The sequence below is a fragment of the Pontivivens ytuae genome (assembly GCF_015679265.1).
Taxonomy (GTDB): domain Bacteria; phylum Pseudomonadota; class Alphaproteobacteria; order Rhodobacterales; family Rhodobacteraceae; genus Pontivivens; species Pontivivens ytuae.
On record NZ_CP064942.1, the window covers coordinates 918,318 to 930,164 of the forward strand.

Annotated in this window: 17 protein-coding genes; 13 read left to right on the plus strand and 4 right to left on the minus strand. The window is 66.9% G+C overall.

Features of this window, described 5'->3' with window-relative positions; all coding sequences use genetic code 11:
• Positions 1–17: 17 nt before the first annotated feature.
• The 4 genes from I0K15_RS04310 (at position 18) to I0K15_RS04325 (ending at position 1,543) form a co-directional block, all read left to right on the plus strand.
• Positions 18–203, plus strand: a complete 186-nt coding sequence (locus I0K15_RS04310) for a hypothetical protein (RefSeq protein WP_196104183.1) — start codon at positions 18–20, stop codon at positions 201–203.
• Positions 204–245: 42 nt separating this feature from the next.
• Positions 246–473 carry a sulfurtransferase TusA family protein gene (locus I0K15_RS04315; protein WP_196105363.1) on the plus strand — a complete coding sequence of 76 codons (228 nt, stop codon included), beginning with the start codon at positions 246–248 and terminating at the stop codon, positions 471–473.
• Positions 470–1,201 carry an SDR family oxidoreductase gene (locus I0K15_RS04320; protein ID WP_196104184.1) on the plus strand — a complete coding sequence of 244 codons (732 nt, stop codon included), beginning with the start codon at positions 470–472 and terminating at the stop codon, positions 1,199–1,201. The genes I0K15_RS04315 and I0K15_RS04320 overlap by 4 nt, the downstream gene beginning before the upstream one ends.
• 129 nt (positions 1,202–1,330) lie before the next feature.
• Complete coding sequence (locus tag I0K15_RS04325) at positions 1,331–1,543, plus strand: hypothetical protein (RefSeq protein ID WP_196104185.1); 213 nt, start codon at positions 1,331–1,333, stop codon at positions 1,541–1,543.
• Here the strand turns inward: I0K15_RS04325 and I0K15_RS04330 are convergent, their stop codons facing one another.
• Positions 1,544–1,912, minus strand: a complete 369-nt coding sequence (locus tag I0K15_RS04330) for a nuclear transport factor 2 family protein (protein WP_196104186.1) — start codon at positions 1,910–1,912, stop codon at positions 1,544–1,546.
• A gap of 168 nt (positions 1,913–2,080) precedes the next feature.
• Between I0K15_RS04330 and gatB the strand changes: the two genes are divergently transcribed.
• The 5 genes from gatB to I0K15_RS04355 all read left to right on the plus strand — a co-directional run bounded on the left by gatB (position 2,081) and on the right by I0K15_RS04355 (position 5,246).
• Complete coding sequence (gene gatB, locus I0K15_RS04335; protein WP_196104187.1) at positions 2,081–3,592, plus strand: Asp-tRNA(Asn)/Glu-tRNA(Gln) amidotransferase subunit GatB; 1,512 nt, start codon at positions 2,081–2,083, stop codon at positions 3,590–3,592.
• Between the two features lie 10 nt (positions 3,593–3,602).
• Positions 3,603–3,944, plus strand: coding sequence for a DUF4177 domain-containing protein (locus I0K15_RS04340; RefSeq protein WP_196104188.1), 342 nt, complete (start codon positions 3,603–3,605; stop codon positions 3,942–3,944).
• 100 nt (positions 3,945–4,044) lie between these two features.
• On the plus strand, positions 4,045–4,248 hold the full coding sequence (locus I0K15_RS04345) for a hypothetical protein (protein ID WP_196104189.1): 204 nt from the start codon (positions 4,045–4,047) through the stop codon (positions 4,246–4,248).
• Positions 4,245–4,721 carry a host attachment family protein gene (locus I0K15_RS04350; protein WP_196104190.1) on the plus strand — a complete coding sequence of 159 codons (477 nt, stop codon included), beginning with the start codon at positions 4,245–4,247 and terminating at the stop codon, positions 4,719–4,721. The genes I0K15_RS04345 and I0K15_RS04350 overlap by 4 nt, the downstream gene beginning before the upstream one ends.
• Before the next feature lie 12 nt (positions 4,722–4,733).
• Positions 4,734–5,246: a pyridoxamine 5'-phosphate oxidase family protein gene (locus I0K15_RS04355; protein WP_196104191.1), complete on the plus strand. Its 513-nt coding sequence runs from the start codon at positions 4,734–4,736 to the stop codon at positions 5,244–5,246.
• A gap of 34 nt (positions 5,247–5,280) precedes the next feature.
• On the opposite strand, the gene I0K15_RS04360 is transcribed toward I0K15_RS04355, so the two are convergent.
• Positions 5,281–6,702 (minus strand): UdgX family uracil-DNA binding protein, encoded by a 1,422-nt coding sequence (locus tag I0K15_RS04360; protein ID WP_196104192.1) that lies wholly within the window; start codon positions 6,700–6,702, stop codon positions 5,281–5,283.
• The gene (locus I0K15_RS04365) at positions 6,699–7,946 is read right to left on the minus strand and encodes a putative DNA modification/repair radical SAM protein (protein WP_196104193.1); all 1,248 of its coding nucleotides are present in this window, start codon (positions 7,944–7,946) and stop codon (positions 6,699–6,701) included. The genes I0K15_RS04360 and I0K15_RS04365 overlap by 4 nt, the downstream gene beginning before the upstream one ends.
• 132 nt (positions 7,947–8,078) lie before the next feature.
• Here I0K15_RS04365 and I0K15_RS04370 point away from each other — a divergent pair, with 132 nt between their 5' ends.
• On the plus strand, positions 8,079–9,035 hold the full coding sequence (locus I0K15_RS04370; RefSeq protein WP_196104194.1) for a fatty acid desaturase family protein: 957 nt from the start codon (positions 8,079–8,081) through the stop codon (positions 9,033–9,035).
• A gap of 102 nt (positions 9,036–9,137) precedes the next feature.
• On the opposite strand, the gene I0K15_RS04375 is transcribed toward I0K15_RS04370, so the two are convergent.
• Complete coding sequence (locus tag I0K15_RS04375; protein ID WP_196104195.1) at positions 9,138–9,569, minus strand: MarR family winged helix-turn-helix transcriptional regulator; 432 nt, start codon at positions 9,567–9,569, stop codon at positions 9,138–9,140.
• Positions 9,570–9,637: 68 nt separating this feature from the next.
• Between I0K15_RS04375 and hmgA the strand changes: the two genes are divergently transcribed.
• The 3 genes from hmgA to I0K15_RS04390 are packed head-to-tail and all read left to right on the plus strand — an operon-like array spanning position 9,638 to position 11,743.
• Positions 9,638–10,987 carry a homogentisate 1,2-dioxygenase gene (hmgA, locus tag I0K15_RS04380; RefSeq protein WP_196104196.1) on the plus strand — a complete coding sequence of 450 codons (1,350 nt, stop codon included), beginning with the start codon at positions 9,638–9,640 and terminating at the stop codon, positions 10,985–10,987.
• Positions 10,988–10,999: 12 nt separating this feature from the next.
• Positions 11,000–11,371, plus strand: coding sequence for a DUF1428 domain-containing protein (locus I0K15_RS04385; RefSeq protein WP_196104197.1), 372 nt, complete (start codon positions 11,000–11,002; stop codon positions 11,369–11,371).
• 12 nt (positions 11,372–11,383) lie between these two features.
• Entirely contained in the window at positions 11,384–11,743 is a 360-nt protein-coding gene (locus I0K15_RS04390; RefSeq protein ID WP_196104198.1) for a DUF1428 domain-containing protein, read from the plus strand.
• Positions 11,744–11,847: the final 104 nt, after the last annotated feature.

Genomic DNA, 11,847 nt, shown 5'->3' on the forward strand with positions numbered 1-11,847 from the left:
CGGGAAGGAGAGTTCCCATGCAGCGACCCGCGTCCCATTCCGCCCTCGGCCTCGTCTTGGCCGCCTTCGTTCTCAGCGCATGCGGGGCCGATTTGCGCCCCACCTGCCCGGGTGCGGGCAACATCCGGGACAGCAGCGGGCAGTGCAGCGGGAACCCCGGCGCCGCCAACAACGACGCGGACTTCGCCGGTGCCGACGACTGAGCCCGCTGGACGGGCCTACGCCGCCCGGCTATGCCGGATCTCATGACCGCCGAGCTCGATGCCACGGGCCTTTTGTGCCCCCTTCCCGTCCTCAAGGCCCGCAAGCGTCTACAGGCGCTTGCGCCGGGTGAGACGTTGAGCGTGCGCACCGACGATCCGGCAGCCGTCGTGGACATCCCGCATTTCTGCACCGAGCAGGGCCACGTCCTCCACGACGACGGACCGGACGGGAAGGCCCATCGCTGGCGCATCGTGAAAGGCGGCGCGTGACGGCGTCCGTCCTGATCACCGGGGCGAGCGCCGGGATCGGGGCGGCCATCGCCCGGGCGGCGGCTACGGCCGGATACCATGTCGGCATCAACTACCGCTCGGACGCCGACGGCGCCGCCACGGTCCGCCACGCGGTCGAGCAGGCCGGACAGCGCGCCGTCCTTCTGCCCGCGGACGTGACCGATCCCGACGCCGTCTCCAAAGCCTTCGACACGCACGAGGCCGCGTTCGGCCCGCCCACAGCGGTCATCAACAATGCCGGGATCGTCCCGCCGCGCAGCCGGACGCTAGCGCAGGCGACACCGGACGAGATCGCGCGCGTGATCGCGGTGAACACCACCGGTGCCCTTCTCGTGGCGCGGGAGGCCGCGCGGCGCATGACCAGCGGCACGATCCTCAATATCTCCTCCGTCGCCGCACGCGGCGGCAGCGCGGGCGAATATGTCGACTACGCCGCCAGCAAGGGCGCCGTCGATACCATGACCATCGGGCTGGCAAAGGAGCTAGCGCCGCGCGGCATTCGCGTCCTCGGCATCCGCCCCGGTGTCATCGAGACGGAGATCCACGCTAAGGGCGGCCGCCCCGACCGCGCCGCCGAGATGGCAGACACGATCCCCATGGGCCGACCCGGCCTGCCCGACGAAATCGCGGCGGTCGCGATCTTCCTGATCTCCCCAGGCGCCAGCTACATGACAGGCACCACCATCGACGTGTCCGGCGGGCGCTGAGCGCAGCCTGTCACCGCGCGGACACGCCCCGGCGCGGCGGCCGCCGCCGCTCTTGAAGCGATGCCAACGGCCCCTCATGTGAGCGTTGATCACATAATGTGACTACCTCTAACATTGAAAGGATGTCCGATGTCCCCTGCCGCCCTGCGCCGCACGCTCCGCTGGTTCCACATCGTCCTGGGCCTCGCGATCGGCACCTTCTTCTACTCGCCGCTCCGCGATAGCGCCGCCTACGAGAGCCTGCTCGCCTTCGGCCTGATCCCGCTCGCCGTCATCACCGGCCTCGCCATGTGGCAGCAGGGGCGGCTGAACCGGCTGCTCTCCCGCAAGTCGCCCGGCTGATCAGTCTCGGGGCGGATCGAAGAACCCGCGCAACAGAACGATCTTGCCGTCCTCGTTGAAGCGGAAGAAGTCGATCCCTTCGAAGCTCACTTCCTGCCCGCCAGCGAGACCCCGGCCCGTGAACCGCGCCACGGCCTCCAGTCCGTTCACATGGATGAACTCCTCGTGGAGGCCCACCTCCTCGAACGCGGCGAGAAAGCCAACACCGCGCTCCATCACCGCCTCGGGCGTCGTGATCAGCGGCGAGCCTACCGGATCCTCCAGCGTCGCGCCCTCGGCGAAACAGCCGGCCCCGCGCGCCGCGTCCATCGAGCGGGTCGCCTCGAAATAGGTCCGCACCCAGCCCTCGACCTCGTCGCGTTCCGCCATCGCACCCTCCTGACGTCCACATCCCGCGACATGGCCCGACCCTAGGCGCAATCCAGCCCTGTTCTCCTGCGAAAAATATCCCCGCCGGAGGCGCACGCCCGCCTCCCCTTGCTGGCCCCCGCTCCCTGTCGTAAACCGCATCCGACGCATTCGACAGGACGCACCCGCATGACCGAGCTCGCCTATACCGAACCGAAACCCAAGGTCATCTCCGGCGCCACCGGCGACTGGGAGCTCGTGATCGGGATGGAGGTGCACGCCCAGGTCAGCTCCACCTCCAAGCTCTTCTCCGGCGCCTCCACCGCGTTCGGGGCCGAGCCCAACTCCAATGTGGCGCTGGTGGATGCGGCCATGCCCGGCATGCTGCCCGTTATCAACCAGTTCTGCGTCGAGCAGGCGATCCGCACCGGGCTGGGGCTGAAAGCGGAGATCAACCTCTTCTCACAGTTCGACCGGAAGAACTACTTCTACCCCGACCTGCCGCAGGGCTATCAGATCAGCCAGCTCTACCACCCGATCGTGGGTGAGGGAGAGATCCTGGTGGACATGGAGCCCGGCGTCGGCCGCAAGGTCCGGGTCGAGCGCATCCACCTCGAACAGGATGCCGGCAAGTCGATCCACGACATGGACCCGCACATGTCCTTCGTCGATTTCAACCGCACCGGCGTCGCGCTGATGGAAATCGTCTCCCGCCCCGACATCCGGGGCCCGGAGGAAGCGGCGGAGTATGTCCGCAAGCTGCGCCAGATCTTGCGCTATCTCGGCACCTGCGACGGCAACATGCAGAACGGCTCCCTGCGCGCCGACGTCAACGTCTCGGTCTGCCGCCCCGGCGATTACGAGAAGTATCAGGCGACGCAGGACTTCTCCAATCTCGGCACACGCTGCGAGATCAAGAACATGAACTCCATGCGGTTCATCCAGCAGGCGATCGACTACGAAGCGCGCCGCCAGATCGCGATCCTGGAGGACGGCGGCACCGTCGATCAGGAAACCCGGCTCTACGACCCCAACAAGGGTGAGACCCGCTCCATGCGGTCGAAGGAGGAGGCGCATGATTACCGCTACTTCCCCGACCCCGACCTGCTGCCGCTCACCGTCGAGCAGTCGCTGGTGGACGAGATCGCGGCGAGCCTCCCCGAACTGCCTGACGAAAAGCGCGCGCGCTTCGTCGCCGATTTCGGCATGACCGAGTACGACGCCGGCGTCCTGACGGCGGAGACCGACAGTGCCGCCTTCTTCGAGGAGGTCGCCCGAGGCCGCGACGGCAAGATGGCCGCGAACTGGGTCATCAACGAGCTCTTCGGCCGTCTCAACAAGGAGGGGCACACCCTCGCCGACAGCCCGGTCACCGCCGCCCAACTGGGCGGGATCATCGACCTGATCGGCAAGGGCGACATCTCCGGCAAGATCGCCAAGGACCTGTTCGAGATCGTCTGGACCGAGGGCGGCGACCCTGCCGAGATCGTCGAGGCACGCGGCATGAAGCAGGTCACCGACACCGGCGCGATCGAAGCCGCAGTGGACGAGGTGATCGCCGCGAACCCCGCACAAGTTGAAAAGGCCCAGCAAAACCCCAAACTGGCCGGGTGGTTCGTCGGTCAGGTCATGAAGGCCACCGGCGGCAAGGCCAATCCGCAGGCGGTCCAGCAGATCGTCCGCGACAAACTGGGGCTCTGAGGGGGAAACCATGGGCGATATGGAATACAAGACGGTGCCGCTGCCCACCAAGCCGCGCAAGTACAAGGGCGTGAAGGACCGGGTCGAGCAGTACAACCGCACGCTCATGGACGTCCTGAACGAGGAGGCCCGCGGCGGCTGGACCTACCTGCGGCCCGAAACGCTGCCCGCGACGCTCAAGAAGGGCATGTTCGGCGGGACCGAGACGCAGACCATGACCTTCCTCCTCTTCGGGCGCGAGCGCGTGTCGGAGGGGGCGCGGATGCGCGCCGAACCGCGTGCAGGAAGTGCCGAGGGGCTCGCCGCGCGCTTGGGCACCCGCCGCGAACCGGCGGTCGATCCCAACACCTAATTCCCCTCCTTCGCGACCTTTCGCCCGCCCCGGCGCCGGAACCCGGCCCCGGGGCGATCCGTTTCTCCTCCATTGACGCAATGGAATTGGAGGACGAACGATGCCCGACGGCATGGGAGAACGCGAAAAGCGCCGCAAGGCCGAAAGCCACCTTGCCGAGGAAGGCGCCATCGGCGGCGCAGGCCGCCAGGGCGGCCGCCTCGCCCGCGAGATCGGCACGAAGGACGAGCTGAAGCGCGCCTTCGAGCGCCCCGCCGGCAAGACCCGTGTCACCAAGGCCACCGAGCAGGAGGACGCGGAATGAAGGATTTCAAGCTCAAGCCCGAGACCTGGGTCGTCGTCGCCGATGGCGAGAAGGCCCTCTTCATGGTGAACCGCGGCGATGCGGAGTATCCGAACCTCGACGTGATCCGCGAGGAGGAGCAGGACAATCCGCCCACCCGCGAGCAGGCCGCCAACCGCCCCGGCCGTTTCAACGACGGCCCGAACGTGCACCGCTCGGCGGTGGACGACACTGACTGGCACCAGCTCGAGAAGGAGCGGTTCGCCAAGGACCTCGCCGACATCCTCTACAAGCAGGCGCACAAGGGTGCATTCGAGGCCCTCGTCATCGCCGCCGATCCCTCGACCCTCGGCGAACTGCGCAAGGAGCTCCACAAGGAAGTCGCCGACAAGGTGATCGGCGAGCTCGACAAGGACCTGACCAACCATCCCATCGACGAGATCGAGAAGATGCTGCGTCACGTCCCCGTGGACAATTTCGACAACGACCTTTGAAGGAGAGATTTCATGAGTGACCTTAAACTGGCCAAGACCGATCCCGAAGCCCAGCTCTGGGAGCAACTCGCCGACCAGACCGCCGGCATGCTCGGCCTGCACGGCGTTGACCAGCACATGCAGCCCATGGCGCATATCGTCGATCGCGACGCGAAGGCCCTCTATTTCTTCACCAAGAAATCGACCGATCTGGTGCGGGCCATGGGGCCGAACTCGATGGCGCACTTCACCCTGATCTCCGACGATCACGACTACCACGCCTGCATGAAAGGGCCGCTGGTCCTCGACAACGACGAGGCGAAGATTGAGAAGATGTGGTCGAACGTCGTCGCCGCCTGGTACGAGCAGGGCAAGGACGATCCAGACCTCGCGCTGATCCGCATGGATCTGCAGGACGCCGCGATCTGGGCCTCGACCAACTCCAGCCTGAAGTTCGGATGGGAGATCGCGAAGGCGAACGTCAAGGACGCGCATCAGCCCGAGATCGGCGTGACCAACCACGTCTACTTCAAGACCGCGGCGTAAGCTGCTCAGGGCGGGCTTTCGGGCCCGCCTCTTCTCATGCGGCCAGCGCCTCGACCCGCGCCTGCGCTGCCCGCAGATCCTCCACGAACCACCGGTACTCCTCGGCCCGCGCCGCGTCGTCCGGCAGGCGCAACAGGTAGGAGGGATGCACCGTTACCCGCAGGCGGGCAGCGCCCAGATCCTCCTCCCGGGCCCGCGCGTCCCGGATCGTGACCTTCCGCCCCAGCACCGCCCGCGCGGCCGAGGCGCCCATGGCGAGGATCAGCTTCGGGCGCACCAGCTCTCGCTCCAGATCGAGCCACCAGCGGCACATCTCGATCTCGCCCGTGCTGGGGTTCTGGTGGATCCGCCGCTTGCCCCGCGCGATGAACTTGAAGTGCTTCACCGCATTGGTGAGGTGGAGCGTCCCGCGCTCCATCCCCGCCTCCGCCAGCGCCCGGTCGAAGAGTTCGCCCGCGGGGCCCACGAAGGGGCGGCCGGCCAGATCCTCGCGGTCGCCGGGCTGCTCCCCCACGATCATCAGCTTCGCATCCGCCGGCCCCTCACCGAACACCGTCTGCGTCGCGTCCTGATGCAGCGGGCAGCGAGTGCAGGCCGCCGCTGCCTTTCGCGCGCCCTCCAGCGTGGCGATGTCATGCTCCACCGGCCCGCGCTTCAACCGGTCCGTCAACGCAGTGGGCAGCGTAGGCGCCGCATCCTGCATCGCCTTCGCCCGGCTGTCGGCCTCGGCCATCAGCTCCGGGATCAGCGGCGCCTCGGGCAGGTTCTTCCAGTATTTCTTCGGCATCTCGGCCTGCATCGCCTTCGGCTTCAGCCGCGCGGGGTTGAAGATCGAGCGGAAATAGCTCTTCCACTGATCCTCGATCGCATCGTCCTCCGGCACCTCGTCGCGCGTTCCGCCGGGGCCGAGGGAGAGCTGCCCGCCCTCCCACACGATCCGCGCCTCGGGCGTCACGATCGCCCAGTCCATGCCGGTGAAGCGCTTCACGAAGAAGTCCGCCGTCAGCGCCTCGATCCGGTGCGATGGCTCGAACCAGCTGGCAAAGACCTCCCGCCCGTCCCGCTCCCCCAGTTTCCGAAAGCGGACGAAGGCGTGCATCTTGTGCAGGTCACGCCGGATCGCCTTGTCGCACGCCTTCAGCCAACGGATGTCGTCATCGGTCTCGTGCGCCAGCAGCCCCGGCTGCAACTGCAGACACAGCAGGATGCGGTAGAGCTTCGCGAACCGCTCGGAATCACGGTGGCAGATCACGTTGCGCGCCAGCCCGACAAAGGCCTTGGGCACCCGCACCTCGCCCCGCATCGGCGGCAGCGGGTCCGACAGCGTGTCGAACAAACCGCCCTCCCCCACCTGCCAGACCACGTCGGCCGACGGCACCGCGTTCGAGGCGAGCGCCCGCGCCGCCCCGCGCCACCCGTCGAAATCCGTTTCGGAGGCGAGCGCGACCCGGATCACAGCAGTTCGAGCTGTTTCGGCTTCGGCGCGAACCGCGCGCGCAGCCCCGCGCTGTCGATCAGCCCGCCCGGATGCCAGTCGACACAGCTCACGAAGGGCTGCACCTTCTTCAGGCTCTGCACGACCTTGCCCAGATCCGCGAGCCGCAGCGCCCCGAACCGCCGCGCGCGCAGGATCTTCGCCACGCCGGTGGTGCCGAGCCCCGGAATGCGCAGCAGCATCTCCTTCGGCGCGCGGTTCACGTCCACCGGGAACATCTCCCGCCGCTTCAGCGCCCAGGCGAGTTTCGGATCGACGTCGAGGTCGAGCATCCCCCTGTTCGCCCCCTCCATGATCTCCTCCCGCTCGAAACCGTAGAAGCGCAGCAGCCAGTCGGCCTGGTAGAGCCGATGCTCCCGCATCAGCGGCGGCTTGATCAGCGGCAGGTCCTTCGAGGAATCCGGGATCGGCGAGTAGGCGGAGTAGAACACCCGCTTCAGCCTGTAGCCGGAATAGAGCGAGGTGGAGGTCTTGAGGATCGCCCCGTCATCGGTCCCGTCCGCCCCCACGATCATCTGCGTCGATTGCCCGCCGGGCGCGAAGCGGGGCGGGCGTTTGCGGCCGCGCTTCACCTCCTGCCTCGACGGGGTGGACGCCTCCAGATGCCCGCGCACATTGGCCATCGCCTTGCGGATCTGGGTGCCCGACTTCTCCGGCGCGTAGTCTGCGATCGAGCGGTCCGTCGGCAGCTCGATATTGATGCTCATCCGGTCGGCCCAGCGCCCCGCCGCCTCGATCAGCTCGGGCGACGCCTCGGGGATCGTCTTGAGATGGATGTACCCGCCGAACTTGTGCTCGACCCGCAGGCGGCGCGCGACCTCCACCATTTGCTCCATCGTGTAATCGGAGTTGCGGATGATGCCGGAGGACAGGAACAGCCCCTCGATGTAGTTCCGCTTGTAGAAATCGAGGGTCAGCGTCACGACCTCGTCCACCGTGAACCGCGCCCGCTCCACGTTCGAGCTCACCCGGTTCACGCAATAGCGGCAATCATAGATGCAGAAATTGGTCAGCAGGATCTTCAGAAGGCTGATGCACCGCCCGTCCGGCGCGTAGGAATGGCAGATGCCGGAGCCCGTGGTGGACCCGATCCCGCCCGTCTTCCTCGAATCCCGCTTGATCGAGCCCGAGGACGAGCAGGACGCATCGTATTTCGCTGCATCCGCGAGGATTTCGAGCTTTCGGTTGATGTCGCGACCGGCCATGGATTCCCCTCCCACCCCGGAACAATGCCAGAACAAACATCAGGAATGAAGCGGGACAGCCTGTCGCGGCGCTGCGTCAGGTTTGACACGACTCGGCGGCAATCCCCACCTTGAGAGTGGAGGAAACGAACAATGCAGTACGCAAAGCAGTTCCTCAGCTCAGAGGACATCCGCCCGCTCGCCGAACGATCCAACATCACCGGCGCCCTTCTCCTGCTCCATTGCTACGGGATCATCGCGGCCGCCATCGCGCTCTTTGCGCTGTGGCCGAACCCGCTGACTTTCCTGCTGGCGGTGATGCTGATCGGCTCCCGCCAGCTGGGCCTCGCGATCCTGATGCACGAGGCGGCGCACAACGCGCTCTTCCGGAACCGCAAGGTGAACGAGTTCGCCGGGCGCTGGCTCTGCGGCCACCCGATCATGGCCGACATGGTCGCCTATCGGCACTACCACCTGACCCATCACCGCTTCACCCAGACGGAGAAGGATCCGGACCTCAAGCTCTCCGCCCCCTTCCCCACGACCCGCGCGAGCCTGATCCGCAAGTTTGTCCGCGACCTCACCGGCCAGACCGGCGTGAAGCAGCTCGTCGGCCAGATCGTCGTGTGGATGCAACTCGCAGGCGACCACGACGCGGTCGAGGCGGCAGAGGCCGAGGAGAAGATGGCACAAGCCTTCAAGGGCCTCAGCTTCGGCACCTCGCTTGCGGTCAACGCGGGCATCATCGTGGCCCTGGGGCTCGTCGGCGACTGGTGGTGGGGCCTCGCCTTCTGGCTTCTGCCGCTGCTCACCTGGCTCCAGCTCGTCCTGCGCCTGCGCAACATCGCCGAGCACGGCGCGACGGAGGCCTCGGACAACCCGCTCCAGAACGTGCGCACCACGCTGGCCGGCCCTCTCTGGCGGCTCTTCGTGGCGCCCTACTGGGTGAACTACCACCTGGAGCACCACCTCGTGATGCACATGCCCGCCTACAACCTGCCGAAGCTGCACAAGCTGATGGTGGAGAAGGGCTACGGCGACAAGATGCGCGTCGCGCCCTCCTACTGGAAGGTGCTGGGCGAGGTCGGCTGGCGCAACAGGACCGCCTGAGCCAGCCCCGGCCGGCCCGACAGGAGTATTTGAACGAACTCGAAAGCGCGGCCCCGCCTTCTTCTTTGTCTCAAATACGCAAATCCTGCGGGCGCAAGCGGCCTAACGGCTCGCCGCCTGCTCGACCGCCGTCAGCTCGCGATTGAGCGTCGCCGCATCGGTGCCGAGCTTCGCCACCAGCCCAGCCTGGAAGTCGAGCGCCACCTTCGACAGGTCCGCATAGCTCGCCTGGCCCTGCCGGGTCAGCACCAGCCATTCGACCCGCCGATCCTCGCTGTCCGTCTCCCGGCTCAGCCAGCGCCGCTCCTCCAGCGAGGCGACGGCGCGGCTCACCTTCGTCTTGTGCATCGCCGAGTGCTTCGCCACCTGCGTCGCCGTGATCCGCCCAAGCTGGCCCAGGGCCGCCAGCGTCCGCCATTCCGGCCGCGTCAGCCCGTAGCGGTCGCGGTAGAGCTTGGCGAAGCGCTGCGACACGGCCTCCGCCGCGCGGTTGAGCCGGTAGGGGATGAAGGTGTCGAGGTCGAAATCGGTCATCGGCCCGCCTTGATAGTTACATGAGTAACTTTATCCTGAGCCCTGACCATTCCGCAAGGGAGACCAGGATGACCGTTCAGGGCAAGACGACCGCCCCCGCCGCCAAGGTCGGCGCCAACGCGCTCGACTACATGCCGGGCTTCGGCAACGATTTCGAGACCGAGAGCCTGCCGGGCGCCCTGCCGCAGGGCCAGAACTCACCCCAGAAATGCAACTACGGCCTCTACGCCGAACAGCTCTCCGGCTCGCCCTTCACCGCGCCGCGCGGCACCAACGAACGGAGCTGGCTCTACCGCATCCGCCCCTCCGTGCGCCACACCGGCCGCTTCTCCCCGGTCGAGCGTCCGCACTGGAAGACCGCCCCTTGCGTCGAGGAGCACTCCCTCGCCCTCGGCCAGCTCCGCTGGGACCCGATCCCGGACGCGCCCGGCGCCACCTTCCTCGATGGAATCCGCACGGTCACGACCGCCGGGGACGTGATGACGCAAGTCGGCATGGCCGCCCACGCATATGCCTTCGACACCTCGATGGAGGATGACTACTTCTTCAACGCCGATGGCGAGCTTCTGGTCGTGCCGGAGCGTGGGACGCTGACGATCTTCACCGAGATGGGGATCATGGAGGTCGAACCGCAGGAGATCGCCCTGATCCCCCGCGGCATGATGGTGAAGGTGGGCTGCGACGGTCCCGCCCGCGGCTATATCTGCGAAAACTACGGCGCCAAGTTCACCTTGCCCGACCGCGGCCCGATCGGCGCGAACTGCCTCGCCAACCCCCGCGACTTCAAGACCCCCGTCGCCGCCTACGAGGACAAGGAGACGCCCTGCCGCCTCCACGTCAAATGGTGCGGCAGGCACTACGTGACCGAAATCGGCCACTCCCCCCTCGACGTGGTCGCCTGGCACGGCAACTACGCGCCCTTCAAGTACGACCTCCGCACCTTCTCCCCCGTCGGCGCGATCCTCTTCGACCACCCCGATCCCTCGATCTTCACGGTGCTCACCGCCCCGACCGAGGAGGCGGGCACCGCCAATGTCGATTTCGTCATCTTCCCGACGCGCTGGATGGTGGCCGAGCACACCTTCCGCCCGCCCTGGTACCACCGCAACATCATGAGCGAGTTCATGGGCCTCATCACCGGGCAATACGATGCGAAGGAAGAGGGCTTCGTCCCCGGCGGCATGTCGCTCCACAACATGATGCTGCCCCACGGCCCCGACTTCACAGGTTTCGAAAAGGCATCGAATTCCGACCTGAAACCTGTCAAGCTCGATGCCACGATGGCGTTCATGTTCGAGACGCGCTACCCGCAGCAGCTCACGCGCTACGCCGCCGAGCTCGAGACCCTGCAGGACGACTACACCGACTGCTGGGACGGGCTGGAGCGCAAGTTCGACGGGACGCCGGGCATCAAGTAAGGGAGAGACGCGATGTATGTCGATGGCTTCCTCGTCCCCGTCAAGAAGGTCAAGCTGGAGGAATACCGCGCCGCGGCCGAGGCGATGGGCAAGATCTTCCTAAAGCACGGCGCGCTCGCCACGACCGAGGCCGTCGCCGACGACGTCGATCCGGGCGAGCTCACCTCCTTCCCCCGTGCCGTGCAGCTCGAGGAGGACGAGACCGTCGTCTTCAGCTGGATCACCTGGCCCGACCGGGCCACCCGCGACGCGGGCCAGAAGAAGGTCTTCGACGACCCCGACGGCCAGGCGCAGATGAGCGTCTTCATGGGCGACGACCCAGCCGTGGCCGGCAAGCGCATGGTCTATGGCGGCTTCACGCCCATTGTCGAACTGACGGCCTGACGGGAGGCGGCAATGTATGTCGACGGCTTCGTGGTCCCGGTGAAGGCGGACCGCATCGAGGAGTATCGCGCCGCTGCCGACGAGATGGCCGACCTCTACCTGCAGCACGGCGCCCTCTCGGTGGTTGAGACGGTGGCCGACGATGTGCCGGTGGGCGAGCTCACCTCCTTCCCCCGCGCCGTGCAGCTCGAAGCGGATGAAACTGTGGTCCTGAGCTGGATCACCTATCCCGACCGTGCCACCCGCGACGCGGCGAATGCAGCAGTGACCGCCCTGCCCCGCGCGGCGGAACTGATGACCGGCGACGTGCCGCTGGCCGGCCGCCGCATGATCTTCGGCGGCTTCACCACGCTCCTCCAGAAGACCGCATGACCTCCTTCCACCTTGTCGAAATATCCTTCGGGGGTCTGGGGGTGAAAAACCCCCAGCATCGCTCGGGTCCGGGGGTGGAAAACCCCCGGCATTGCTTAAAGGCG